21 protein-coding genes are annotated in these 25,657 nt (G+C 59.3%); 6 read left to right on the top strand and 15 right to left on the bottom strand.

The features are described from left to right. Positions 1–6 precede the first annotated feature (6 nt). Both F8A90_RS03710 and F8A90_RS03705 read right to left on the bottom strand, forming a co-directional pair. Positions 7–1,773, bottom strand: coding sequence for a hypothetical protein (locus F8A90_RS03710; protein WP_200019038.1), 1,767 nt, complete (start codon positions 1,771–1,773; stop codon positions 7–9). Positions 1,774–1,843: 70 nt separating this feature from the next. Continuing rightward, entirely contained in the window at positions 1,844–2,281 is a 438-nt protein-coding gene (locus F8A90_RS03705) for a pilin (protein WP_200019036.1), read from the bottom strand. 573 nt (positions 2,282–2,854) lie between these two features. Here F8A90_RS03705 and pilB point away from each other — a divergent pair. From pilB to yacG, 5 genes are all read left to right on the top strand, one after another. Beyond that, the gene (gene pilB, locus F8A90_RS03700; RefSeq protein WP_200019034.1) at positions 2,855–4,591 is read left to right on the top strand and encodes a type IV-A pilus assembly ATPase PilB; all 1,737 of its coding nucleotides are present in this window, start codon (positions 2,855–2,857) and stop codon (positions 4,589–4,591) included. Between the two features lie 177 nt (positions 4,592–4,768). Then, positions 4,769–6,007, top strand: a complete 1,239-nt coding sequence (locus F8A90_RS03695; protein ID WP_200019032.1) for a type II secretion system F family protein — start codon at positions 4,769–4,771, stop codon at positions 6,005–6,007. 90 nt (positions 6,008–6,097) lie between these two features. Next, on the top strand, positions 6,098–6,958 hold the full coding sequence (locus F8A90_RS03690) for a prepilin peptidase (protein ID WP_200019030.1): 861 nt from the start codon (positions 6,098–6,100) through the stop codon (positions 6,956–6,958). Next, on the top strand, positions 6,955–7,605 hold the full coding sequence (gene coaE, locus F8A90_RS03685; protein ID WP_200019028.1) for a dephospho-CoA kinase: 651 nt from the start codon (positions 6,955–6,957) through the stop codon (positions 7,603–7,605). The genes F8A90_RS03690 and coaE overlap by 4 nt, the downstream gene beginning before the upstream one ends. Then, complete coding sequence (yacG, locus tag F8A90_RS03680) at positions 7,598–7,843, top strand: DNA gyrase inhibitor YacG (protein WP_043332481.1); 246 nt, start codon at positions 7,598–7,600, stop codon at positions 7,841–7,843. The genes coaE and yacG overlap by 8 nt, the downstream gene beginning before the upstream one ends. A gap of 163 nt (positions 7,844–8,006) precedes the next feature. On the opposite strand, the gene F8A90_RS03675 is transcribed toward yacG, so the two are convergent. The 4 genes from F8A90_RS03675 to F8A90_RS03660 form a co-directional block, all read right to left on the bottom strand. Beyond that, a complete protein-coding gene (locus F8A90_RS03675) occupies positions 8,007–8,960 on the bottom strand; it encodes a Nudix family hydrolase (protein ID WP_200019026.1) in 954 nt (317 codons plus the stop codon). A 107-nt stretch (positions 8,961–9,067) separates the two neighbouring features. Then, entirely contained in the window at positions 9,068–10,291 is a 1,224-nt protein-coding gene (gene argJ / locus F8A90_RS03670) for a bifunctional glutamate N-acetyltransferase/amino-acid acetyltransferase ArgJ (RefSeq protein ID WP_200019024.1), read from the bottom strand. Between the two features lie 89 nt (positions 10,292–10,380). Further along, the gene (gene secA / locus F8A90_RS03665) at positions 10,381–13,143 is read right to left on the bottom strand and encodes a preprotein translocase subunit SecA (RefSeq protein WP_166019191.1); all 2,763 of its coding nucleotides are present in this window, start codon (positions 13,141–13,143) and stop codon (positions 10,381–10,383) included. A 175-nt stretch (positions 13,144–13,318) separates the two neighbouring features. Next, positions 13,319–13,699, bottom strand: coding sequence for a hypothetical protein (locus tag F8A90_RS03660; protein WP_166019190.1), 381 nt, complete (start codon positions 13,697–13,699; stop codon positions 13,319–13,321). Positions 13,700–13,761: 62 nt separating this feature from the next. Here F8A90_RS03660 and F8A90_RS03655 point away from each other — a divergent pair, with 62 nt between their 5' ends. Next, entirely contained in the window at positions 13,762–14,241 is a 480-nt protein-coding gene (locus F8A90_RS03655; RefSeq protein WP_200019022.1) for a DUF721 domain-containing protein, read from the top strand. Between the two features lie 216 nt (positions 14,242–14,457). On the opposite strand, the gene lpxC is transcribed toward F8A90_RS03655, so the two are convergent. From lpxC to murD, 9 genes are all read right to left on the bottom strand, one after another. Beyond that, entirely contained in the window at positions 14,458–15,369 is a 912-nt protein-coding gene (gene lpxC, locus F8A90_RS03650; protein WP_054555085.1) for a UDP-3-O-acyl-N-acetylglucosamine deacetylase, read from the bottom strand. 452 nt (positions 15,370–15,821) lie between these two features. Beyond that, positions 15,822–16,988, bottom strand: a complete 1,167-nt coding sequence (gene ftsZ, locus F8A90_RS03645; RefSeq protein WP_043332494.1) for a cell division protein FtsZ — start codon at positions 16,986–16,988, stop codon at positions 15,822–15,824. A 40-nt stretch (positions 16,989–17,028) separates the two neighbouring features. Continuing rightward, positions 17,029–18,309 (bottom strand): cell division protein FtsA, encoded by a 1,281-nt coding sequence (ftsA, locus tag F8A90_RS03640; protein WP_043332496.1) that lies wholly within the window; start codon positions 18,307–18,309, stop codon positions 17,029–17,031. 289 nt (positions 18,310–18,598) lie between these two features. Further along, positions 18,599–19,327, bottom strand: a complete 729-nt coding sequence (locus F8A90_RS03635) for a cell division protein FtsQ/DivIB (RefSeq protein WP_166019188.1) — start codon at positions 19,325–19,327, stop codon at positions 18,599–18,601. A 3-nt stretch (positions 19,328–19,330) separates the two neighbouring features. Continuing rightward, positions 19,331–20,296, bottom strand: a complete 966-nt coding sequence (locus F8A90_RS03630) for a D-alanine--D-alanine ligase (RefSeq protein ID WP_054555189.1) — start codon at positions 20,294–20,296, stop codon at positions 19,331–19,333. Between the two features lie 32 nt (positions 20,297–20,328). Beyond that, positions 20,329–21,741 (bottom strand): UDP-N-acetylmuramate--L-alanine ligase, encoded by a 1,413-nt coding sequence (gene murC / locus F8A90_RS03625; RefSeq protein ID WP_200019868.1) that lies wholly within the window; start codon positions 21,739–21,741, stop codon positions 20,329–20,331. Between the two features lie 22 nt (positions 21,742–21,763). Next, complete coding sequence (gene murG / locus F8A90_RS03620) at positions 21,764–22,840, bottom strand: undecaprenyldiphospho-muramoylpentapeptide beta-N-acetylglucosaminyltransferase (protein ID WP_200019867.1); 1,077 nt, start codon at positions 22,838–22,840, stop codon at positions 21,764–21,766. A 77-nt stretch (positions 22,841–22,917) separates the two neighbouring features. Next, entirely contained in the window at positions 22,918–24,147 is a 1,230-nt protein-coding gene (ftsW, locus tag F8A90_RS03615; protein WP_200019020.1) for a putative lipid II flippase FtsW, read from the bottom strand. Beyond that, positions 24,140–25,651, bottom strand: a complete 1,512-nt coding sequence (gene murD / locus F8A90_RS03610; protein ID WP_200019018.1) for a UDP-N-acetylmuramoyl-L-alanine--D-glutamate ligase — start codon at positions 25,649–25,651, stop codon at positions 24,140–24,142. Before murD ends, ftsW begins: the two co-directional genes overlap by 8 nt. Positions 25,652–25,657: the final 6 nt, after the last annotated feature.

The raw sequence follows: 25,657 nt of genomic DNA, 5'->3' as shown, positions 1-25,657 counted from the left end.
AAAGGCTCAGTGAATATCTCTATAACTTTTCTTTTCATTTTTGACACTCATTATCCCATATACGGTTTTGTACCCTTTTGTGCGTATCAATTCTTCTTCAAATTCAGCTCTAAGGATTACCTTCCCACCCTTTACAGTATAGGCAGCTATTCCTTGCTCCATAATCTTAGATAGATCTGGAGTCTTTTTTAACATTTCTTTTACTGTAAAACCAGACTCAAGAGTCAAGCTACGCGCTAAAGAATTTCTACACAACCGCAATAGATTGCAGCCATCACTAACTATAGTCTTATCGAAATGCCAGTCGATCAATGTAGGGAGTATATCCAGACTGGTTATAAAACTATCGTCGGAATACACCAACTCATCATTAATTAAATTTGAGAAGGAAATAAATATATTATACTGCTCCAATATTTCAGCTGAAGTACCATGTCCACCAACGTTGCTACAGCAAAACAAGTCATTTCCATGTGAGCTATGCTGTGTGAATGATTCACCATGATCAGACCATATAACCCCTTCAAAACTGTTGCTATCAATTTTTGAAAGAACATCAGTAAAGATATCTAATGCACGGCCAGCATCCTCCACCATCACTTCATACTTTCGATTATCACTGGCTTGAGAAAGGTGACTCCAACGATGAGTCCATGGCATGTGAGGAAGAGTGAAATGAAACACCAACAAGTTATCTCCAGCCGTAATTTTACTCTTTGCTTTTATAGCATAATATTTTGCAGCCTGGTACGGATCGTAAGTAACAGCATTAGCTCTATTATGAATATGGAACGGAAGAATCTCTTTGAAAACAAAATCGTATTCAGATAACAAGTTATAATATGGCATATCTAACAAAGGGGACGCTGCAACAAAATCCAATGCTTGTGTAGACGAGCCAAGATTATTCTCAAGTGAGCATTTTTCTCCAATATGATTAAACCTTTTTTCATCTGATCCATAAATTATATTCCACTCATGATCTTCAAAAATGTTAAACATCGTACATTTTGGTTCAACGCTCGATAAATTGAATCTTACTCTGTTATTCTCAGGAGCCAGCCCTGTCGTCAATACATTCCAAGAAGCATATGTTCTTCCTACAGGTGACCAAGCATTATTGTAAGAAGACAAATGCTTAGAAGTTAAAAAGGTAGAATTATTAGCCAGTAGAGAATGTGCATCTGCTCTAACTGAGTCAACACCTAGAACATAGGTTATATTATTCACACCTTTCGTCGTATAACCATCGCTCCACTTATAAAGAGAAAAATTAACGACCAGAAGTACTGATGGCACAAGCAGAAGCGATATCAATGCAAAATGCCGTCTACAGGAATCACTAAATAACACTATAAAAAATGATAAGAATAAACTTAAAGTCGCACCTATATACTTCATCCAAAATTCATTGAAGCTTAAATCTAAAACTTTGAATTGCGAATTAGGAAATTTGACTCCATTCACTACATCAAGCACCAGGAATAGAATGAGAGCGACTACAATATTAATAAATATGGGTCTTACCCGCTGCCCTGAAATACTAAGGATCCATCGCGAGGCTAGAAGAGTAATGAATAAAACCCATAAACAGAAGACCGAATAGACCAATAGGTATATTCCGGTAATATAGAAGTCATACCTAGAAAAGTCATGCACAGAAAAATCTAAATTAAAAAATTTTTGAGGCATATTTTCACTAGGTATACGCTGCCCTAGCTGCATTAACGGATAAAATAGTAAAATGGCAAAAAAAGCTGTAACCCTATACATTTAGATCCCTCATATCAATAAAAAAGGGACTGCACGTCAGTGCAGCCCCTTTTAAGATCATAGATTGATATTATGAACCAGAACGACAGTCTGCAGGCACCCATGCATCATCCATGGTTGCATTTTTACCACAACTCCAAGTAATACTGCCACCAGATGCAGCGGAAGGAGTGAGAGTAATCTCCGCGCCGTCATCTACGGTGCTGTTGTAGTTCACTGTAATAACACCAAGATCCCCTACTGTCACAGAATCAACCGCATTACCTGTAATGGTATCAGCATCCTGTAAGCCTGCCGCTGCATTAGAAGTAGGGAAGCTACTAGAAGTAGAATACACTTCTGTAACTGCAGTTTTGGCAGCTGCTGCCAACTGCAAACCTTCAGAGACATTAGCACGCTTAGTATAATCCTGGTAACGCGGGATTGCTATAGCAGCCAAAATACCAATGATGGCAATAACGATCATCAGCTCGATAAGTGTAAAACCAGCTTGTTGCTTGCGTGTCATGGTGTGACTCCCTTGCATTTGCGTAGTGAGATCAGGTCGTACGCCCTGAAACCCCGGTTACCTTCCCTGACCAGCAGGATGTTACAGAAGAATGTCAGTGTGGGCGCTTGATTCTAATGTTCCCAATAACATCTTTACCAGCATAACATCTTGATATCACGGGGTGTCGACCGGACGGGACGAGTGATACCACAGCCACAGTTCAGGTGCCATTGCCATGTCGCAAGACGCTTTCTTGGCGGCGCTGACGGCTGCTTGGTTGTTACAATAGATTACACTCAGTGACATTGCAAGCAACGAACACAAAAAGTTTGTGATCGAGATTCAGGATCTCTTCAACGTTACTCCCGCCCCACCAGCGTTTGGCTAGCTCACCTCCACAAGCCCTATCCTCCTTTCATGTCATGAATGCGCCATTCCTAGCGCTGGGCAATCCAGCTACACTCTTCTGCAAGACGATATTTGTTATACGATGGCTTACCGCACCAGAGTTTGCGCACAGCGCATCAGCGCATGCTTCACGTTTGAAGCAGTCAGAGTAGGTCCATCGGCAACTGCAACAGGAAGAGTGTCATGCCCCAGTCAGAACACATGCTAAAAGGATTTGCCGCCCGACTGGTCGACTCTGGCCTGCTCGAACCACAGGCAGCACAGCTGGCTGAACAGGAAGCCAATGAGGCCGGGGAAAGCCTGTTGCTGCACATCATTGCGCATGGTCTGGTGACAGCACGTGACGCGACATTGGCGGCCGCCTGGGAATATGGCCTGCCGTATGTGGATCTCGATGCCCTTCGTATCGACTCGCTGCCTTCCATTGACGAGCTGCCCGAGAAGGTCTTGCGCAAGCTGGGTGTACTGCCACTCTATCGCCGTGAGCATCGGCTGACCGTCGGCGTGCCCTCCCCATCAACACTTACGCATTTAGATGAGCTGCAATTTGCCACTGGCTTGTCGATCGAGAGTGTCCTGGTCGCCGCCGACCAGCTGACGCCAGCATTGGAGCAGTACCTGGAAGCCGGCGAAGAAAGCGCCATGGACATGCTGAGCGAAGATGGCGAAGCACTCGATGGGCTGGATTTTGAAGGCGAAGAAGATAACAACAACGATCTAGCCATTACAGCCAACAGTGATGATGCGCCAGTGGTGCGCTTCGTTCACAAGGTACTGCTGGATGCCATCAAGCGTGGTGCCTCGGATATCCACTTCGAGCCCTACGAATCCACCTATCGCATTCGTTTTCGTATCGATGGCATGTTGGTTGAGAATACCCGTCCACCCTTCAATATGCGTAACCGGATCTCGGCACGCCTGAAGGTCATGTCGCGCATGGATATTTCTGAGCGCCGTTTACCGCAGGACGGCGCGATCAAGCTGCGCCTGTCCAAGTCCCGTTCCATCGATTTCCGCGTCAATACACTACCCACCGTGTATGGCGAGAAGCTGGTACTGCGTATCCTGGACCCCAGCTCGGCCAAGATGGGCATCGAGGCGCTGGGCTTCGAACCCGAACAGCGCGCCATGTTCGAAAAGACGCTGAATCAGCCCCAGGGCATGATTCTGGTCACTGGGCCTACCGGTAGCGGCAAGACCGTGACGCTCTACACCGGCTTGAATATCCTCAATACACCGGAGCGCAATATCTCGACGGCGGAAGATCCGGTCGAACTCAAGGTAGAAGGCGTCAACCAGGTCAACGTGCTACCCAAGATCGGACTGGACTTCGCCTCGGCCCTGCGCGCCTTCCTGCGCCAGGATCCCGATGTAGTGATGGTGGGGGAAATTCGAGACAAGGAAACCGCCGAGATTGCTGTCAAGGCTGCACAGACCGGCCACCTGGTGCTTTCTACCCTGCACACCAACTCAGCACCCGAGACACTGACGCGTCTGAGCAACATGGGGATTGCCCCTTTCAACATCGCGAGCTCCGTCTCGTTGATCATCGCTCAGCGCCTTGCGCGTCGCCTGTGCACCCACTGCCGCCAGCCCACGGAAATTCCGCCCGAGGCGATGGCCTCGATGGGCTTCAGTGAAGACAATGGCTTCAGTGCAGCAGAACTCGAGGCAGCGACCATATTCCGCCCCGTCGGTTGCAGCCAGTGCACACTGGGTTACAAGGGGCGAGTCGGCATTTATGAAGTCATGCCGATCTCGGATGAGATGAGCCGCTTGATCATGCGTGAGGGCACCGCCATCGAGCTGGCAGACCAGGCGCGCAAGGAAGGGCTTTCTGACCTGAGGCGTAGCGGCTTGCGCAAGGTGATGTCGGGCATGACCTCGCTGGAAGAAGTCAATCGTATCACCAAGGACTGAGCCACTGCTGACAGGTCGAGCATGGAGTGATCGCATATGATGTCTGGCAACGATCAATACGCCAGATAGCTGACTTTTCCTCAGTCATCAGGCACATTGAAGACAAGATGACCCAGGCATTGATCATGGCTCGATCTTCAATGCCTGCTCCCCATTTATCAGGGAACGATAACTGACATGGCAACTCCCAGAACTGCCAAGAAAGACAAGAAAAAAGCGGGCATTGAAACTTGGCAATGGTCGGGCAAGAACTCGCGTGGCGAAAACGTCAAGGGCGAGCTGATGTCGGCCAACGTCGATCAGGTCAAGAACACGCTGGTCAGCCAGGGAATCGTGCTCAAGCGCCTGCGCAAGAAGTCCTCCCTGTTTGGTGGTAGCAAGAAGGTCAGCGGCAAGGATGTCACCATGTTCGCCCGTCAGATGGCGACCATGATCCGTGCTGGCGTACCGGTACTTCAGGCATTCGGCATCGTGGCTGAAAGCATGAAGAGTCCAGGTATGCGTCATCTGGTCGAAGACATGATGAATCAGGTGGGAGCAGGCGCCAGTTTTTCGGAAGCCTTGCGCAAACACCCCCAGCATTTTGATAACCTGTTTGCCAATCTTGTCGAAGCCGGCGAACAAGCTGGCGCCCTGGATAAGATGCTCGATCGTGTCGCGACGTATAAAGAAAAGATTGATTCCCTCAAGGCGCGCGTCAAGAAAGCCCTTTATTACCCTATCGCCGTGATCGGCGTCGGGATCGGGGTAACAGCTATTCTGTTGATCAAGGTAGTTCCACAATTTGAAACTCTTTTTCAAGGCTTTGGCGCAGAACTCCCAGCATTTACTCAATTGACTATTAATCTGTCTGAGTACGCTCAAAACTACTGGTATGTAGCCCTTGGCATAGTAGTGCTTACTGGAATGCTTATTGCTCAAGGCATGAAACGATCTGAAAAATTTGCTTATGGCTGTCACCGCTTCATGCTCAAGGTACCTGTGCTCGGCGATATTCTGGATAAATCGTCTGTCGCTCGTTATTCACGTACATTGGCTACGACCTTCCAGGCAGGTGTTCCGTTAGTGGAATCGCTTGATACTGCCGCCGGCGCCTCAGGCAACAAGGTCTACGAGCGCGCCATTGCCCAGATCAAGGAAGATGTCTCTACCGGCCAGCAGCTGAACTTCGCCATGCGCAATACCCAGCTGTTTCCGACACTGGCGGTACAGATGGTGGCAATTGGCGAGGAATCCGGCTCACTGGATGCCATGCTCAACAAGGTCGCCGACTTCTATGAAGAAGACGTCGACAACAAGGTAGATGCGCTGACCTCATTGCTGGAGCCCTTGATCATCGTGGTGCTAGGCACCCTGGTGGGCGGGCTTGTGGTCTCGATGTATCTACCCATCTTCGAGCTGGGCAACGCGATCTAGAACGCGGCCTGCACCCGAAAGATGCTTTCATGCCAAGCGGCCGCGCCACCTCAGGGACGCGGCCGTGTCATTTACTGACAAGGACGACTCGTGGAATCACTCGCCCAACTCTCCCCCACACTGCTAGCCTGCCTGGCCGGTATATTCGGTTTGCTGATCGGCAGCTTTCTGAATGTCGTCATCACTCGCCTGCCCGTGATGATGATGCGTCAATGGCGCGCCGAGGCCCGCGAGGCATTGGAGCTGGAAGCCGAAGATACACCGCGCTTCAATCTGCTGGTGCCCGCATCACGCTGCCCGGGCTGTGACACGCCAATCAAGTGGCACGATAACCTCCCCATTCTCGGCTGGCTGAAACGGCGTGGTCGCTGCGCCAGCTGCAATACGCGTATCAGCGCGCAGTATCCGCTGGTGGAACTTGCCGGTGGCGCGCTCGGCGCTTCCATCGCGTTGATCTACGGCCTGGAGACACAGAGCCTGTGGATCTTCGGTGCCTGTCTGACCCTGCTGGTGCTGTCAGTCATCGACTTCCGCACCCAGTTGCTGCCAGATGCCATCACCCTGCCACTACTGTGGGCAGGCCTTGCTTATCAGTTGCTGTTCCAGCCTTTGATGCTGCCCAGTGCCGTTATCGGCGCGATGGCGGGCTATCTGGTGCTGTGGAGCTTCTACTGGCTATTCAAGCTGATCACCGGCAAGGAAGGCATGGGCTACGGTGACTTCAAGCTGCTCGCCGCGCTGGGTGCCTGGCTCGGCTGGCAGTGGTTGCCGCTGTTGCTGATTCTGTCCGCCGGTCTCGGGGCCGTTCTGGGCATCCTGCTGCAACTGCTGGTACCGCGTCTGCGCGGCGCACCGATGCCCTTCGGCCCTTACCTGGCGGTTGCCGGCTGGATTGCTCTGCTGTTTGGCACGCCCTTGATGAGCCTCTACCTGAGCGTGATCGGCGCATGACGACGTCCTCTCCAACCCAAGGCCCTATCATCGGGGTCACCGGCGGCATCGGCAGCGGCAAGTCGAGCGTCGCGCGACTCTTCGGCGAGCTGGGCATCCAGTGGGTGGATGCCGATGATGTCTCGCGCGAGATCGTGCGCCCCGGCGAGACCGCACTGGCCGAGATCATCGCCCACTTCGGCGAGTCAATCGTCACGGCGCAGGGCGAGCTTGATCGCGCCGCACTGCGCGAGCGGATCTTTGCTGCCCCCGAGGAGCGCCAATGGCTGGAGCGCTGCACCCATCCGCGTATCCGGGAGCGGATCGTCGAGCATCTCGCGGCCATGACCAGCCCCTATCGCCTGCTGGTCTCTCCCCTGCTGTTCGAGTCCGGGCAGGACAGCCTCGTCTCACGCACCCTGGTGGTGGATGTCAGCCAGGATATCCAGCTGGCGCGCACGCTGAGTCGCGATGGTGTCAGCGAAGCGCAGGTACGCGCCATCCTCGCCGCCCAGCTGCCACGTGAGACACGACTGGCCAAGGCCGACGATGTCATCGACAATGACGGAAGCCAAGCGCATCTTCGTGAACAGGTAGCGGCCATCGATGCCTACTATCGATCACTGAGCGCTCCCCATACACCGTTTCAGGACACCCCTCATGTCTGATGCCACCGCTTCCCACAATGGCAAGACACCATTGACCGTCGCTTGCCCGCAATGCCGTACCGACGTGGTATGGAGTGCCGCCAGCGAGTTTCGCCCCTTCTGCAGCAAACGCTGCCAACTGCTGGATCTTGGCGCCTGGGCTGACGAATCCCACAGCATCGCCGGTGAGCCTGCCATGGATGAGACCAGCATCGACGAGATGGTGGCGCGCATGGAGCGCGACATGCATCAGCAGTAGCGCTCGAGAAAGCCCTGCTGGTTCAGACTGATGCAGAGCTAGACACTCAAGACGCTCGATAACCAAGATGCTCGGCAACAAAAGTGCTCGGCAACAAAAAAGACCCTCGAGGCTAGCCTCGAGGGTCTTTTTTGTTCAGACAACTGCCATCAACGCGCGATCATCATTTCCAGAAATCACGGATCGATGCGATCCCCTGGGCACCAACGGCGCGTGCGTGATCGCTATCATAGCGGGACATGCCACCCAGCGCATAGACCGGCATGCACGCCTGTTCGACCAGCCCCTGGAAGTCATGCCAGCCCAGCGGCGGACGCTCCGGATGCGACGGCGTCACACGCAGCGGCGACAGTGACACGAAGTCACACGCCACACGACCGGCCTGATCCAGCTGCTGCTGATCGTGGGTGGAGGCAGACAGCCACTTGTTGGCGGCAATCGGGCGCTCGCCCTTTTCCGCCAGCTCTGCCAGACGCACGCTGGTCAGGTGGATACCATCCGCATCGACCTTGTCGAGCATGGACGGTTCGGCATTGAGCAGCAGGCGGGCGCCACGCGCGTGACAGATCGCCAGCGCCTTCTCGGCACGCGCGATATAGGCCGCCTCATCCAGCTCCTTGGCGCGCAGCTGGACCAGACGCACGCCGTCTTCATCCAGTGCACGCATCAGACGTGTCTCGAAGACGTTTTCATCAGCTTCTTCTGGCGTGATCAGATACTCGCGCGGCAGCGAGACCGCCCGCAGAATCGGCAGATTCGCCGCCGGGAAGGCGTACTTGTAGAGATCCTCGATCTCGACCCAGCGCACTGCCTGCCCTTCACGACCAAAGGGCTCGCCAGTGAACTGACGCGTTTCCCACACATCCAGCAGGATGTGCTTGTCCGGGTATTCGTGATGAATACGGATCAGCGGCTGAGCACGAATGATCTCGATACCCAACTCTTCGCACAGCTCACGCTTGAGCGCTTCCAGACCGGTTTCGTAAGGCGCCAGCTTGCCACCCGGAAACTCCCACAAGCCACCCTGATCCACCGTCGAAGGACGACGTGCAATCAGGACCTGGCCCTGTTCGTTTAAGATGGCGGCAGCCGCCACGTGAACCCTTCGCTTCGGCATGATGCCTGTACCTTTGACTCGCGTTGTACATCCGACTCCGCCTCGAGAGGCGAAGCCTGCGGGAGATATTGCATTACCGTTTCAGCGTAAGCCTTCGCCCTCGGGCGTCAGCTACGATAATCAGCGTTGATCGAGACGTAATCGTGGGACAGATCCGATGTCCAGATGCGAGCTTCCTGCTGTCCACGTCCCAGGCGGATGCCGATCACCAGCTCTTCCTCGGCCATGGCGGCACTGCCGGCGGCTTCGGTATAGCTGTCGGCACGGCCGCCCTGTTCGACGATGGTGACGTCATTGAGCGTGATCGCGACACCCGTGACGTCCAGTTCTTCCAGCGGCGCACGTCCGACGGCCGCCAGAATGCGCCCCCAGTTGGCGTCGCTGGCATAGAGGGCTGTCTTGACCAGCGGCGAGTGCGCGACGGTAAAGCCGACGGCACGTGCCTCTTCCTGTGAACGCGCCTCGCTGACCTCGATGGTGACGAACTTGGTCGCCCCCTCGCCATCACGAATGATGGCCTGAGCCAGCTCCAGCATGACCTCCGCCAGAGCAGCCTCGAACGCGATCAGGTCTTCACCCTCGACACGCCCGGCCTGCCCCGTGACAGCCAGCATGCAGGCGTCATTGGTGGAGGTATCGGAATCGACGGTGATGCTGTTGAAGCTCTTGACCACCACCCGGCGCAGCATGGCGTCGAGCGCCGCCTGATCGATGGCGAGATCAGCATCAGTGGCCACGAAGCCCAGCATGGTCGCCATGTTCGGGCAGATCATGCCGGAGCCCTTGGAAACACCCGCCAGCGTCACGCTCTCGCCATTGCTCAACGTCAGCATCCGCCAGCTGCCCTTGGGCCGCGTATCGGTGGTCATGATGCCATGCGCTGCGGCAGACCAGTCGCCCTCACCCAGGTTGGCAAAGGCTGTCGGCAACGCCGCCGTCAGGCGACCCATCGGCAGCGGTTCACCGATCACGCCGGTCGAGAACGGCATCACTGCCCGGGCATCACAGCCGGCGATCTCCGCCAGGGCCTGGCAGGTCGCGCGAGCATCGGTCATGCCCTGCTCGCCGGTTCCCGCATTGGCATTACCGGTGTTGATCACCAGATAACGCGGTCCTTCGACGCCTGCCGTGAGGTGCTCACGTGCGACATGGACCGGCGCCGCGCAGAAGGCGTTGCGGGTAAAAGTGCCTGCAAGACGCGACCCTGCCTCGAGGGCCATGATCACCAGATCACGACGACCCGGCTTCTTGATACCGGCTTCAGCAACCCCGATCTGAAAGCCGGCAATCGCCGGCATGTCAGCGGGAAAAGTGGAAGGCCCTACCGCCATCGCTCACGTCTCCAATCATGGTGTTCTGTGACAACTGCCCCCTGCGAGCCGAATCGACGTGACGCGCAGGGAGGCTGTTTGGCGCAGTGTCAGCTCAGCTTGCCGTGGCACTGCTTGTATTTCTTGCCGGAACCGCACGGGCACGGGTCGTTGCGGCCGACCTTGGGCACATCGCGGCGCATCGGCTCGCCATCGGCCTGACCCTGAGGCTGCGAACCGTACTGTGCCTCGACGACCTCTTCGGCCGCCTGGACACCGTCTTCACTGACCGCATCTTCATCGACACGGCGCGTTTCGGCACTGGCCTGCTCGCGCTCGAGATTGGCACGACGCTCTTCTTCCAGCGTGTCGACCTCTTCCTGGCGACGCACCTGCACGTGGCTGAGAATGCGCACCACGTCGGACTTGATATTGACCAGCAGTGTCTGGAACTGCTCGAACGCTTCGCGCTTGTATTCCTGCTTCGGATTCTTCTGGGCATAACCGCGCAGGTGGATACCGCGACGCAGGTTGTCCATCGCCTGCAGGTGCTCCTTCCAGCGCGTGTCCAGCACCTGAAGCATGACCTGCTTCTCGAAGCGGCGCATCAGCTCAGGGCCAACGGCCTCGACCTTCTCGGCATAAAGCGCTTCATGGGCGTCCTGCAGGCGTTCACGCAGCGTTTCCTCATGGAAGTGCTCGTCCTCTTCCGCCCACTGCACCAGTGGCAGGTCGAGGTTGAAGTCGGTCTTGAGGTCGTTCTCGAGGCTCGGCAGATCCCACTGTTCCGGCAGGCTCTGCGGCGGCACACGCAGGGAGATGGCGTCATCGAGCACTTCACGACGGATACCGGCGATGTTCTCGGCGATCTCGTCGGCTTCGAGGATGTCGTTGCGCTGCTCGTAGATCACGCTGCGCTGGTCGTTGGCCACATCATCGTACTCAAGCAGCTGCTTGCGCACGTCGAAGTTGCGACCCTCGACCTTCTTCTGCGCCCGCTCGACGGCATTGGAGACCATCTTGTGCTCGATGGCTTCGCCCTTCTCGAGCCCCAGTGCCCCCATTAGACGCTGCACGCGATCAGAGCCGAACAGGCGCATCAGACTGTCTTCCAGCGACAGGAAGAAGCGCGTGGAGCCCGGGTCACCCTGGCGACCGGCACGTCCGCGCAGCTGGTTGTCGATACGGCGTGACTCGTGACGCTCGGAGCCGATCACATGCAGGCCGCCCGCCGCCAGCACCGCTTCGTGACGCTCCTGCCAGCCATGCTTGATCTCGTTGATCTGCTCTTCGGTCGGCGCTTCCAGCGCGGCCAGCTCGGCTTCCCAGTTGCCACCCAGCATGATATCGGTACCACGACCGGCCATGTTGGTCGCGATGGTCACGGCACCCGGACGACCCGCCTGGGCGATGATGGCAGCCTCGCTGACGTGCTGCTTGGCATTCAGGACATGATGCTTGACGCCCGCCTTGTGCATCATCTGCGACAGCAGCTCGGAGGTCTCGACCGAGGCGGTACCCACCAGCACCGGACGGCCTTCCGCGACCTTCTCGCGGGCATCCTCGATGATGGCGTTGAACTTCTCTTCCGCGGTCAGGTAGACCAGATCATTCATGTCCTTGCGCGCGATGGGCTTGTTGGTCGGGATGACCATCACGTCGAGGTTGTAGATCTGACGGAATTCGAAGGCCTCGGTATCGGCCGTACCGGTCATGCCGGACAGCTTGTCGTAGAGACGGAAGTAATTCTGGAAGGTCGTGGATGCCAGCGTCTGGCTTTCCTTCTGGATGGCAACGCCTTCCTTGGCCTCGACCGCCTGGTGCAGACCTTCGGACCAGCGACGACCGACCATGGTACGCCCGGTGTGCTCATCGACGATGACCACTTCGCCGTTATTGACGATGTAATCCACGTCACGCACGAACAGGTTCTGAGCACGCAGCGCAGAGTGCACATGGTGCAGCAGACTCAGGTTCTGGGCCGCATACAGGGAATCCTCTTCCCCGAGCAGCTCCTGGGCACGCAACAGCGCCTCGACCTTCTGGTGGCCGAACTCGGTCAGCTCGACCTGCTTCTGCTTCTCATCGAGCGTGAAGTCGCCGCTTTCCGGATCTTCCTCATCGCTACACTGCTCGAGCTCGCGTGCCATGCGATCGATGATCTTGTAGAGGTCGGTATTCTCTTCCACCGGACCGGAGATGATCAGCGGCGTGCGCGCTTCATCGATCAGGATGGAGTCGACCTCATCGATGATAGCGAAGTGCAGCTTGCGCTGGACCTTGTCTTCCAGCGAGAAAGCCATGTTGTCGCGCAGGTAATCGAAACCGTATTCGTTGTTGGTGCCGTAGGTGATATCGGCCTGATAGGCGGCGCGCTTGTCTTCGTTGGGCTGGCCGGAGTAGATGACACCGACACTCAGGCCGAGGAATTCATACAGCGGACGCATCCAGTTGGCGTCACGGGTGGCCAGATAGTCGTTGACCGTCACCACGTGGACGCCTTCGCCTGTCAGTGCATTCAGATAGACCGCCAGTGTTCCCACCAGCGTCTTGCCCTCACCGGTCTTCATCTCGGCGATGCGGCCTTCGTGCAGCGCCATGCCGCCGACCATCTGGGTATCGAAGTGACGCATGCCCATGATGCGCTTGCTGGCCTCACGCACGGTTGCAAAGGCTTCCGGCAGCAGCTTGTCGAGATTTTCCCCTTGCGCGAGACGCTCGCGGAATTCCGCGGTCTTGGCTGTCAGCGCCTCATCGGAGAGCGGCTCAAGCTCGCTCTCGAGCGCATTGATCGCGTTGACCCGCTTGCGCAGGCGCTTCACTTCGCGATCGTTCTTGGAACCCACTACCTTGGTCAGGAATTTACCCAGCATATTCTGTCCTTGTACGTGACCCGTGGACGGGTCACGCCTTCACATGTCATGACACTCAAGCGCTGCCGCCAAATGCGATGACAGGCAGCTCGATGTGGCCCGAGGCCCATCAGGCATTACGCTCGAAAGAGAAAACGAACCTCATCATCCGCGGCGCGAACGATGAACGGGGGTGTCAGGACAGAATGGGCGGCGCACGAGGCGCGATGGCATTGACGAGGCCACGCAGCAGGACGCGCGTGCAGGAGACGAAGGAGCGTTGGCGTGGGAGGTTGGGACTGGCCTGGGGCACACGACGCACCCGCTTGCGCAGGCAGCGCAGCCCCTGGCGACGACTCTCGGCACGAATCACCGCGGGTGCCAGCAACTGGATGCTGGCCAGCGTCAGATTGACACGCTCAACCTGAGCCGCGCTCAGTCCAGCGGGGAACAGACAGCTGAGCAGCAGGCCTGCCAGCAGCCAGCGCGGCGCCGTGCGTACCGTCCAGCGACGCGAAGCGCCGCTACCGGAATCCGGTAACGCACGAGGGCGTGCTGTGGCATCGACAGGGCTCATGCTGTTGCCGGACTCCCGCTCATGATAGATTGCCGGAAATCACTGAACCGGCATGCAAGCCCATGAGTATAAAGGCTAAGCGTTTCCGCGCCCAGCCCGCGGCGCGCCTGTTGAACGGCAAGGGGCAACTTGGCAGCGTCATGCGCCAGGCGCGCATGCTTGAGCTGGCCCAGTTGCACCTGCGTGCTGCACTGCCCAAAGACATGCAGGAACAGGTCTTCGTCGGCGGCTATCACGATGACACCTTGACGTTGATCACTAGCCGCGCCTCCTGGCTGACCTGGCTGCGCTATGAGCAGCGCCGCCTGATCAGTGTGCTGCGCGAGCTTCCAGAACTCGCCACCCTCGCGCGTCTGGCCTTCAAGGTCCGACCGATCCGACCGGCCTTCGTGCCCGCACGCCAACCACGCCACCTCCCAGAAGCTGCCGCGGAACATCTGCTGGATTGCGCCTCACATACCCGGGACGAGCGTCTGCGCCTCGCCCTGGAGCGACTGGCAGCACACGCATCGGGTTCGAGCGACGAGACCGAGACGCCCTGAGCCAACTCACACATTGCTTGTCTTGCATGCAAACAGCCGCGCCGCCCGGAAGGGCGGCGCGGCTGTTGTCGTTTCCATCTCCGGCTGGCTAAGGCCGGAGCAGGGCTGTCAGGCTGGACGGGCTAGGTCACAGTGTTCTTCTCGTACTGTCTCTCTGAGTGCTTTTCTTCTGAAATACCTCGTCTTGCAGCTTTCGAAGATGTCATTGGCCTCGACTCAGACGGCAAGCGCCGGAGAAGCATAGGAAATCGGCATCGCATCGGAGTTCTCGAAGGTGACGATCTCATAGCTGTCGGCATTTTCCAGCAGTGCGCGGCACAGCATGTTGTTGAGGCCATGACCGGACTTGTAGCCACGGAACTCACCAATGATGCTGTGACCCAACTGATAGAGATCACCAATAGCGTCCAGCACCTTGTGCTTGACGAACTCATCGTCGTAACGCAGGCCTTCATCGTTGAGGATGCGATAGTCATCGACGACGATGGCGTTGTCGAGGCTTCCGCCCAGCGCGAGGTTCTGGGAGCGCAGGAACTCGAGATCACGCATGAAACCGAAGGTACGCGCGCGCGATACTTCCTTGACGAAGGAGGTAGTAGAGAAGTCGACCGTGGTGGTCTGCTTCTGCTGCTCGAACACCGGGTGATCGAAGTCGATGGCGAAGGACACCTTGAAGCCGTTGTGCGGCAGGAAGGTCGCGACCTTGTCACCATCACGCACTTCGATCTCGCGCTTGATGCGGATGAACTTCTTGAGCGACGACTGCTCCTGAATACCAGCGGACTGGATCAGGAAGACGAACGGACCCGCGCTGCCATCCATGATCGGCACTTCCGGCGCGGACAGCTCGACGAAGCAATTGTCGATGCCCAGACCAGCGAAGGCGGACATCAGGTGCTCGACGGTCGTCACCTTGGCTTCACCGTTGGAGACGGCGGTGCACATGGTGGTGTCACGGACGCTCATCGCATCGGCACGGATATGAGCCTGTGGCTCGAGATCGGTGCGGATGAAGACGATGCCGGTGTTGACCGGAGCAGGACGCAGCGTCAGGTAAACCTTGTCACCTGAGTGCAGACCAACGCCTGTGGCGCGGATCGTATTCTGGAGTGTTTTTTGTCGAATCATAGGGAGATAGCCAGTCAGCCTGAATTTGGAAACAGTGTTCATGATAACAGCAATGCAGGAATTCAACAAATTGTCACCTGCCGCTGTTAGGGAAATTCAACATTGCCTTTCGAGCACCATTGAGGCTGATCCGCGCGCCTGCTGGCCTCATGCTGAGTATGAACACGCAATCACCAAACAGTTCTCACTCGCACTGCCATAAAACGATAATCAATGTGCAAGACAGCTTGAAGGCCTCTCCTCCTTACGCACCCACGGCACTGGCGGATGCACCCGCGACGCACAGGCAGCGCCCCGCACCAGCAGCGAAAGGCCCTTTTTGTCTGCCCCGGAAACGACTTCACCCACCCGGGAAGCCCCGGGTGGGTGAAGTCCGACTCACGATGAGCCGTGTCATCTCAGACTCATGCCGACTGGCACATGAGCGTCAATGACGTGTCAGTCAGTGCGCATCAGTCAGCCTGGCGACGCAGGAAGGCCGGGATATCGAGATAGTCATCCATATCACGCGACTTGCGCGGCTCCGACTTCTTGGCTGCCGCTTCCTGCTCTTCCTTGGCCTGACGGGTGACCGTCGGCGTCTGCAGGCTGCGGTAGTCCGCCGGCTTCTCGACGGTACGCTTGGCCGGTGCCGTTTCACGCGCCGCCGGCTTCTCGACGCGACCGTCGAGACCTGCCGCCACGACAGTGACACGCAGCTCGTCGGTCATGTCCATATCGATGGATGTCCCGACCACGATGGTGGCGTCCGGAGAAGCGAACTCCTGCACGGTGGCACCCACATCGTTGAATTCACCGATGGAGAGGTCCGGGCCCGCCGTGATGTTGACCAGGATACCGCGCGCGCCGTGCAGATCGATGTCTTCGAGCAGCGGGCTGCGAATGGCCTTCTCGGCGGCTTCACGAGCACGGTTCTCACCGATGGCGTCACCGGTACCCATCATCGCCATGCCCATCTCGGACATGACAGTGCGCACGTCGGCGAAATCGACGTTGATGATGCCCGGGCTGGTGATCAGCTCCGCGATCCCCTGCACGGCACCCAGCAACACGTCGTTGGCGGCGCTGAAGGCACTCAGCAGGCTGGCGCTCTTGCCCAGTACAGACAGCAGCTTCTCGTTGGGGATGGTGATCAGGGAGTCGACGTGCTCGGAGAGCTCCTTCATGCCCTGCTCTGCCGCCTTCTGACGACGCGGCCCTTCGAACGGGAACGGACGCGTGACGACGGCCACGGTCAGGATGCCCAGTTCCTTGGCGACCTGCGCCACGACAGGAGCACCGCCGGTACCGGTACCACCCCCCATGCCAGCCGTGATGAAGACCATGTCGGCGCCTTGCAGCAGCTCGACGATACGCTCACGGTCTTCCATCGCGGCCTGGCGGCCCACTTCCGGGTTGGCGCCAGCGCCAAGACCCTTGGTGATTTCACTGCCCAGCTGCAGGACAGTCTTGGCGGCCACGCGCTTGAGCGCCTGAGCATCGGTGTTGGCGCAGATGAACTCGACGCCTTCGATATTGCTCTCGACCATGTGATTGACGGCGTTACCACCGCCGCCGCCAACACCGATCACCTTGATGACCGCGCTGCTGGAGGGTGCGTTATCTACCAGTTCGAACATATGCCCTGTCTCCTGGATCACAGTCTTTCTGTAATCCCTGTCAGAAATTTCCCTTGAACCAGCCCTTGATCCGCTCCAGCGTGGAGGTGTCGTGCTCTTGGCCGTGAACGCGTCGCGCGGCAGATTCCTCTCTGCGCACCGCGACGGTCGTCGACGATGGCGTGTGCCGCTCCTGTTTCATCCCATAATGTAGCAAACCCACACCCGTGGAATAAATCGGATTGCGGACCACATCCGCCAGTCCACGCACATTTTGCGGGCAAGCGATGCGAACCGGCATGTGGAAGATTTCCTCCGCCAGCTCAACGACACCTTCCATGCGTGACGTTCCACCCGTCAGAACCACGCCCGCAGCCACGAGATCTTCATAGCCACTGCGACGCAACTCATCGCGGACCAGGGTGAACAGTTCCTCATACCTGGGCTCGACCACTTCAGCCAACGCTTGACGGGACAGATCACGTGCCGGTCGGTCACCGACACTCGGCACCTTGATCGTCTCGTCGCTGGAGGCCAGCTGGGTCAGGGCACAGGCATACTTGACCTTGATTTCCTCTGCATATTGCGTCGGTGTGCGCAGCGCCATGGCGATGTCATTCGTGACCTGATCACCCGCGATGGGGATCACAGCCGTATGACGAATGGCACCTTCGGTGAAGACGGCGATATCCGTGGTACCACCGCCGATATCCACCATGCACACACCCAATTCACGCTCATCCTCGGTCAGAACCGCATGACTCGAGGCGAGCTGCTCGAGAATGATGTCGTCGACTTCGAGCCCGCAGCGACGCACGCACTTCTCGATATTCTGCACGGCATTCAGTGCGGCAGTGACCAGGTGAACGCGCGCCTCAAGGCGCACCCCGGACATGCCCAACGGCTCGCGAATACCTTCCTGACGGTCAATGGCATATTCCTGCGGCAGCACGTGAAGAATGCGCTGACCTTCAGAAATCGCTCGAGCGCGTGCCGAGTCGATCACGCGTTCGATATCAGACGGCGTCACTTCGCGATCCTTGATCGCCACGACACCATCGGAATTCATCGAACTGATATGACTGCCGGCGATGCCCACATATACCGAGTGGATATCGCAGCCGGCCATCAGCTCAGCCTCCTCCACTGCGCGCTGAATCGACTGTACGGTCGATTCGATGTTGATCACCACACCCTTCTTCATGCCACGTGAAGGGTGGGAGCCAATTCCCGCAATTTCGATACCGCCATCATCGGTCGGCTGACCCACGATCGCGACTACCTTGGAGGTTCCGATGTCCAGCCCGACCACCATATCCTGTGATTTGGAATGTCCTGCCATAGGTCGGGCCAGCTCCTTGATTCTGGTTCATCATGAAAATAATTGCGCGCTTTGACAGACAACATGTCTGCCGCACCACCCAGAACGGGTTTACGTTCCGTTTAACCCGTACAGAGGGATTTGACTTCCCAGTATAGGAGCAGCCACTTGGGGCATACCAGCCTAAAATACCGAGGGGCGCAAATCCCCGCTAGAATAGGCGGGATTGACGACAAATGAAACTGGCGATATCGCCATTTTGCTAATACTCACACGCAAATGAAGCATGTAGTGAGTGTCGCCATTTGCTTCAACTGTCCTTGCCTTCTTCGAGTGCCGTCGTCTCCCCATGCCACGCCACTGCCACTCCGTTGGGGTAACGCAGATCAATGTAGCGGATCTGCGACGCCTCATCGCCCAGACGCCGCTGCCAGGCCGCCATGAAACGCGCCAGACGCGCCTCTCGATCATTGCGCCCCAGCATCACCCACACCGAATCATTGACCTGAAAGCGCCAGGCGCCGCGCGGCTCCAATCTCAACTGGGAGACATTGAGCCCCAGCCCGCCCAACTGGCTCTGCAATGCGTCAAGCTCGGCCAGCACCTCGGATCCACTGCCCTCGGGCCCCGCCAGATTGGGCAGATTGCCCAGCTGCGTGACCGGCCCCGCCTGGAAGGCATCACCACGCACATTGAGCAATTCGCCATCATTCCAGTAGGCCACCGGCTGCTGTTCAAACAGCTCGAATTCGAGTGTATCCGGCCAGCGACGCGAAATGCTGACTTCACTCAGCCAATCGATCGCCAACGCGCGACGCCGAACCTCACCCAATGGGACGGAGAGCCAGCTCTGACCACGAATCAACGGCGCGATATGGCGCTGAAGGTAGGCAGCACTGACATGATCGAAGTCACCCTTGATGGTGACTCGCTCAATGGGACGGTCAAGCCAGGTCCACAATGCCTGACCGCCCGCGACCAGCAACGCAAGACCGAGAACGAGGCCGAAGATTGCGCCGGTAGTGCTACGCGCCGCCATCGATCAATGACCACTCTGCTGAGCGACTGACGCATCGTTTGCGTCCCGCTCGGCGAGAGTCGTGTCAAGAATACGCAGCACCAGGGTGGCGAAATCGAGCCCGACATGCGCCGCGGATTGCGGCACCAGGCTGTGATCCGTCATGCCGGGCGAGGTATTGACCTCAAGCAGCCAGAAGGCGCCATCCGCATCTTCCATCACATCGACACGGCCCCAGCCCTCGCAACCCAGCACGTTGAAGGCCTTGAGCGAGATCTCGGCCAGTTCCGCCTCGCGCGCAGCGCTCAGACCACAAGGCAGCAGGTAGCGCGTGGTATTGGCGATGTATTTGGCGTCGTAATCATAGAATCCGCTATCGGCTTCGATACGAATGGCCGGCAGGACCTCGCCGTCCAACACCGACACCGTGTATTCCGGGCCCTTGATGAAACGTTCGGCCATCACCACCGCATCGAAACGGCTGGCATCCGTCCAGGCGTCCTGGAGTGCCTGGGCGTCCTCGACGATATGAATGCCGAGTGTCGACCCCTCATGCACCGGCTTGACCACCACCGGGGTACCGAGCGTCTCGAGCACTGACTGCCAGTCCGTGTCCGCCGCCAGGCGACAGGAGCGCGGCGTCGGCAAGCCTTCGATATCCCAGAGCTTCTTGGTACGCAGCTTGTCCATGCCCAGTGCAGAGGCCAGAACGCCGCTGCCGGTATAGGGGATGCCCAGCAATTCCAGCGCCCCCTGCAAGGTGCCATCTTCGCCGCCGCGACCATGCATGGCGATGAAGACACGGTCGGGGCGCAAAGCCTCGAGACCGGCCAGCCCATGCGCCATGTCATAGCCCTGCACATCGACGCCTGCGCCCTGCAGGGCGGCCAGCACCGCCGCACCACTCTTGAGCGACACCTCGCGCTCGGCGCTCAGACCACCGAACAGCACCACGACACGTCCATAGCGCGTGGCCAGTTCAGGATTCACGCCTGTCGATCCGGAGGGGGAGGAAGAGACGGTCATAGCGTCACCTCGTCAAGCTTGAGGTCGGCCCCCGCCAGTGCCAGCGCAATGCCACCGACATCGCCCGCCCCCTGGGTGATCAGGATATCGCCCGGACGCAGCACGTTCTTGAGCAAGTCCGGCAAGGCACGCTTGTGCTCGACGAACAGCGGGTCCACCTGACCGCGCTGACGGATCGAGCCCGCCAGCGAGCGGCCATCGGCGCCCGGAATCATCGCTTCCCCGGCGCTGTAGACATCCAGCAGCAACAGGGTGTCGACTTCGGACAGCACACGCACGAAGTCTTCATAGAGATCATGGGTGCGCGAATAACGGTGCGGCTGGTAGGCCATCACCAGACGGCGCTGCGGCCAGCCGGCGCGCACGGCGCGAATCACCATCTCCACTTCGCGCGGGTGGTGGCCATAGTCGTCCACCAGCATCACGCTCTTCTCGCCATTGGGTGCCGCGAATTCTCCGTGCACCTGGAAGCGACGACCGACACCGGCAAAGCTTGCCAGCGCGCGGGCGATGGCCTCATCGCTGACGCCGACATCGGTGGCGATGGCGATCGCCGCCAGGGCGTTGAGCGCGTTGTGCTCACCGGGCATCGCCAGGGTGATCTCGAGCGGCGCATGGCCTTCCGGACGCAGCGCCGTGAAGCTGAGCTGACCGCCCCCCTGGCGGAAATCGCTGATGCGGTAATCGGCATCGTCGCTGAAGCCGTAGGTCACGAACTGACGCTGAACACGCGGCAGCAGCTCACGCACGTTGGCATCATCGATACACAGCACCGCCAGACCGTAGAACGGCAGGTTGTGCAGGAATTCGATGAAGGTGTCCTTGAGGCGATTGAAGTCTCCCTCATAGGTGGCCATGTGATCGGCATCGACGTTGGTCACCACCGAGATCAACGGCTGCAGGTGCAGGAAGGAGGCATCGGACTCGTCCGCCTCGGCGACCAGATACTCGCCCTCGCCCAGACGGGCGTTGGTGCCCGCGCTGGTCAGCTTGCCGCCGATGACGAAGGTCGGGTCCATGCCACCTTCCGCGAGCAGGGTCGCGGTCAGGCTGGTGGTGGTGGTCTTGCCGTGGGTACCGGCAATCGCGATGCCTTGGCGGAAGCGCATCAGCTCGGCGAGCATCTCCGCACGACGCACGACGGGAATGCGATGCTCCCGCGCCCAGGCCACTTCGGGGTTGGTGGTGTCCACCGCGGTTGAGACCACGACCACATCCGAGCCTTCAGCATTGATGGCCGCATGACCGATGGCGACACGCACGCCGCACTCACGCAGATGCGCCGTGACGGCGGATTCCCTGAGATCACTGCCGCTGACCTCATAGCCCATGTTGCCCAGTACTTCGGCGATACCACACATGCCCACACCGCCGATGCCGACGAAGTGGATACGACGGATGCGGCGCATACCTGCACCGCGATCAGAATTGCTAGCGTTCAAGGCGAGTCTCCATGCAGCCTGCCAGCATGGTCGCTACCGCATCGAGTTCCGCACTATTGCGGGCGCGAGCGGCCATGCCAGTGAGTATCTTGGGGTCGAGCAATTCTGCCAGCGTCTCGGCGAGGCGCTCGGCAGTCAACGTATTCTGAGGAATCAGCCGCGCGGCATCCGCCTTGACCAATACCGCGGCATTGACGGTCTGATGGTCATCCACGGCGTGGGGGAACGGCACCAGCACCGCAGGGCGACCTGCCGCAGCCAGCTCGGCCACGGTCAGCGCGCCGGCGCGACAGACCACGAGGTCTGCCCAGGCGTAGGCCTCGGCCATGTCACCGATGAACTCGCTGACCTCAGCCGTGACACCGGCGGCCTGATAGGCGGCAAGGGTCGCCTCCTGCTTGTCACGTCCGGCCTGATGGCGCACCACGGGGCGCGAGGCTTCCGGCAGCAAGGCCAGCGCCGGCGCGAGCGTCTCGTTGAGCGCCTGAGCCCCCAGCGAGCCGCCGATCACCAGCAGATGCAAGGCACGCGCCTCGCCTGCCGTCTCGACAGCAGACTCGGACGCATGCCCGGCGGCACCAACGTCGGCGATCTCATCGCGCACCGGATTGCCCACCACCTGAGCTCCGAGGGCCGACGGAAAGGCACCCGGGAAGGCGGCGTAGACACGCGTCGCCATTCGTGCCAGCACCTTGTTGGTCAGGCCCGCGATGGCATTCTGCTCATGGATGACCAGCGGAATGCCTTCAAGGCGCGCCGCGAGCCCGCCCGGACCACTGGCGAAGCCACCGAGGCCTACCACCAGCACCGGCTTGAGTTCACGGATGATGCGTCGCGCCTGCACAACAGCGCGGGTCAGGCGAAACGGAATTGCCGCATAGCCCGCCAGCCCCTTGCCACGCAGGCCCGCAACCTCGACCCGATGCAGCGGGTAGCCGGCGTCAGGCACCAGGCGATTCTCGATGCCGCGCGGGCTGCCCAACCAATGGATCTCGTGACCGGCCGCCGCGAGGGCACGTGCCAGCGACAGCGCCGGAATCACATGCCCTCCCGTCCCGCCGGCCATCATCAGCACGACGCCCCTGGAGACAGTGTCTACCGAGTCAACCGCTCCCTCGGGAGCGATGGTAGAAGAAGATGACGTCATGCCTGTGCTCCTTGCGGTGTCTCGGTCGGCTTCTTGGCCTTGCGCCGGGGCGCGGCGGCATTTCCTGTCGGGGTGCGGGTCAGCTTGCGGGTCTCGGCATCGATACGCAGCAGTATCGCGATCTGCACGCAACTGACGATCAGGCTGGAGCCGCCATAACTCATCAGGGGCAGGGTCAGCCCCTTGGTGGGCAGCAGTCCGCTGGCCACACCGATGTTGATGAAGGCCTGCGCCCCCAGCACGAGGGCGATACCGTAGCCGAGGTAGGCGCTGAACGGCAAGCCGGCGAGTTCTGCGCGGCGACCAATCTTGAAGGCGCGGTAGATCAGCAGTCCAAACAGCGCCACCACGGCCGTCGCCCCGATCAAGCCCAGCTCCTCGGCCAGCACGGCAAACACGAAATCGGTATGCGCTTCCGGCAGATAGAACAGTTTCTGCACACTGTTGCCCAGCCCCATGCCGCTCAGGTGGCCACGACCGAAGGCGATCAACGCCTGGGTCAGCTGGTAACCACTGTCATACATGTTGGCCCACGGGTCGGTATAGGTGGTCAGACGCTCCCAGCGATAGGGCTCGGCGATCGCCAACAGCCAACCACCGCCGCCCGCCAGACCCAGCAAGACGATGAAGCCCCACCAGGCGACACCCGCCATCAGCAGCATGCCCATCACGGCACCGCCCATCACCACGATGGAGCCAAAGTCAGGCTCCAGTGCCAGCAGCATGATCATCAGCAACAAGGGGACACAGGGCAGAATGAGGCCGTTGACGACGCTGGCGCGCACCTTGTCGAGGCGGCGGTCCAGATAGCCGGCCAGCCAGATCATCAGGCACAGCTTGGCGATCTCGGAGGCCTGCACCCCGCCGACCAATGGCAGCGGTATCCAGCGCTTGGCGCCGTTGATCTCGCGTCCGACCACCAACACGACCACCAGCAGCACGAAGCCCAGCATCAACATCGCGAAGCTGCGCTGCTGCCAGGCGGACATCGGCACGCGCAGCGTACAGAAGGCGGCCACCAGGCCGATCACGATGAAGATGCCGTGGCGCATGCTGTAGTAGAAGGCATTGCCATCGAAGCGCTCGCTCGATATCTCGCTGGAGGCAGACGTCACCATCACCCAGCCGATACACAGGATCGCCAGCGCGCAGAACAGCAGCCAGCCGTCGACGGGCTGACGCTCTGCCGTCAAGGTGTCATGGACTCGCCGGGCCTTGTTACGCATCACAGGCTTCCTTGTCGCTGCGGCCAGAGCCAGAATTGCCGTCAGCACCGGTCATGATGTGCTGGGTGACCCAGTCACGGAACGCGTCGCCGCGCGCCATGTAATTGGGGAACTGATCGAGACTGGCGCAGGCCGGTGACAGCAGCACGCAGTCCCCCGCCTGTGCGATCTGTCGTGCATGACGCATGGCCTCCAACAGCGTCATGACTGGCGTCACGGTGACGTCATCGGCCAGGGCTTGCGTCAATGACGGCGCATCCTGTCCGAACACCACCGCCTCACGGGCGTAACGGGCCAGTGGCGCCGCCAGCGGCGTGAAGTCCGCGCCCTTGCCCTGGCCGCCGGCCAGCAATATCAGCCTGCCCTCGAGCGTCGGGCCGAGACCGGCGATCGCCGCCAGCGTCGCCCCGACATTGGTGCCCTTGGAATCATTGATCCAGCGCACGCCCGCCACCTCGGCGATCAGCTCGCCGCGATGCGGCAGCCCCGCGAAGCTGGCTAGTTCATCGACCATCGCCGTCTCGTCGAGGCCGATCGCGGTACCCATCGCGAGTGCCGCCAGCGCATTGGCCTGGTTATGGCGACCGGCCAGTCGCACCTCCGCAGCAGGCATCACGCCGCGCAGCTGGCCAGACTCGACATGACACAGCGACAGCGTGCCGCCCTGCTCCGCCAGGCGCCATTGCGCCTGCCCGGCAGCCTCATCGGTCGACTCATCAGCTGACTCATCGAGCTGCACGCTGAAGCTGACTCGCGCCACCGCATCACCCTCGGCCGGCCAGCTCCAGGCGTCATCGGCATTGATGACCGCAAGGCCTGCGCCGCGGAAGATGCCGCGCTTGGCGGCCTGATAGCCGCGCATGCCATCGTGGCGATCGAGATGATCTTCGGAGAGATTCAGGAAGCAGGCCACATCGGCCTTGAGTTCAGGCGTGGTCTCGAGCTGGAAGGAGGACAGCTCCAGCACGTAGAGCTCGGCATCAGGCTGCTCACGCAACAATGTCAGCGCGGCAGTGCCCAGATTGCCACCGACCGCCACGTCACGGCCGGCACGCGCGGCCATCTGCGCGATCAGTGTGGTCACGGTGGATTTGGCGTTCGAGCCGGTGATCGCGACCAGCGTGGGCCGCTTGCCCTGTGCGTCGCGGGCCTGGCGCTCATCCAGCGCGCGCACGAAGAGTGCGATCTCGCCGACCAGCCGCTCGCGAACCCCATCGAATACCGCCTGACGCGGGTCGATGCCCGGACTGAGCACCACCTCGCCGAAGCGTGACAGATCCAGTGCTTCCAGTGGGCCGAGATGTACCTCGGCCTGCGGCGCATGCTCGCGCAGGCTCTCGAGGCCCGGCGGTGCGCTACGAGTATCGGCGACGGCAAAGTCGATGCCGCGATCACTCAGATGACGAGCGATCGCCTGTCCGGAGACGCCAAGACCGACCACCAGGGTCGGTCCTTTGGCAGGCACCGGCGAGGCCGATGCTCGGGAGGTGACAGAGAGGGTCATCGCGAA

The sequence above is a fragment of the Cobetia sp. cqz5-12 genome (assembly GCF_016495405.1).
Lineage (GTDB): Bacteria > Pseudomonadota > Gammaproteobacteria > Pseudomonadales > Halomonadaceae > Cobetia.
Note: the sequence above shows the minus strand (reverse complement) of the source record. Positions and strands in the feature narration are given on the sequence as shown.

What these genes read in the sequence shown, in the direction of transcription:
- ftsZ (WP_043332494.1), bottom strand. Translation starts at nt 16,988, where the DNA reads ATGTTCGAACTGGTAGATAACGCACCCTCCAGCAGCGCGGTCATCAAG.
- yacG (WP_043332481.1), top strand. Translation starts at nt 7,598, where the DNA reads ATGTCTGATGCCACCGCTTCCCACAATGGCAAGACACCATTGACCGTC.
- F8A90_RS03710 (WP_200019038.1), bottom strand. Translation starts at nt 1,773, where the DNA reads ATGTATAGGGTTACAGCTTTTTTTGCCATTTTACTATTTTATCCGTTA.
- F8A90_RS03695 (WP_200019032.1), top strand. Translation starts at nt 4,769, where the DNA reads ATGGCAACTCCCAGAACTGCCAAGAAAGACAAGAAAAAAGCGGGCATT.
- F8A90_RS03705 (WP_200019036.1), bottom strand. Translation starts at nt 2,281, where the DNA reads ATGACACGCAAGCAACAAGCTGGTTTTACACTTATCGAGCTGATGATC.
- murG (WP_200019867.1), bottom strand. Translation starts at nt 22,840, where the DNA reads ATGGCCGGCGGGACGGGAGGGCATGTGATTCCGGCGCTGTCGCTGGCA.
- ftsW (WP_200019020.1), bottom strand. Translation starts at nt 24,147, where the DNA reads ATGCGTAACAAGGCCCGGCGAGTCCATGACACCTTGACGGCAGAGCGT.
- lpxC (WP_054555085.1), bottom strand. Translation starts at nt 15,369, where the DNA reads ATGATTCGACAAAAAACACTCCAGAATACGATCCGCGCCACAGGCGTT.
- pilB (WP_200019034.1), top strand. Translation starts at nt 2,855, where the DNA reads ATGCCCCAGTCAGAACACATGCTAAAAGGATTTGCCGCCCGACTGGTC.
- murD (WP_200019018.1), bottom strand. Translation starts at nt 25,651, where the DNA reads ATGACCCTCTCTGTCACCTCCCGAGCATCGGCCTCGCCGGTGCCTGCC.
- argJ (WP_200019024.1), bottom strand. Translation starts at nt 10,291, where the DNA reads ATGGCGGTAGGGCCTTCCACTTTTCCCGCTGACATGCCGGCGATTGCC.
- F8A90_RS03635 (WP_166019188.1), bottom strand. Translation starts at nt 19,327, where the DNA reads ATGGCGGCGCGTAGCACTACCGGCGCAATCTTCGGCCTCGTTCTCGGT.
- coaE (WP_200019028.1), top strand. Translation starts at nt 6,955, where the DNA reads ATGACGACGTCCTCTCCAACCCAAGGCCCTATCATCGGGGTCACCGGC.
- F8A90_RS03655 (WP_200019022.1), top strand. Translation starts at nt 13,762, where the DNA reads ATGAGTATAAAGGCTAAGCGTTTCCGCGCCCAGCCCGCGGCGCGCCTG.
- secA (WP_166019191.1), bottom strand. Translation starts at nt 13,143, where the DNA reads ATGCTGGGTAAATTCCTGACCAAGGTAGTGGGTTCCAAGAACGATCGC.
- ftsA (WP_043332496.1), bottom strand. Translation starts at nt 18,309, where the DNA reads ATGGCAGGACATTCCAAATCACAGGATATGGTGGTCGGGCTGGACATC.
- murC (WP_200019868.1), bottom strand. Translation starts at nt 21,741, where the DNA reads ATGCGCCGCATCCGTCGTATCCACTTCGTCGGCATCGGCGGTGTGGGC.
- F8A90_RS03675 (WP_200019026.1), bottom strand. Translation starts at nt 8,960, where the DNA reads ATGCCGAAGCGAAGGGTTCACGTGGCGGCTGCCGCCATCTTAAACGAA.
- F8A90_RS03660 (WP_166019190.1), bottom strand. Translation starts at nt 13,699, where the DNA reads ATGAGCCCTGTCGATGCCACAGCACGCCCTCGTGCGTTACCGGATTCC.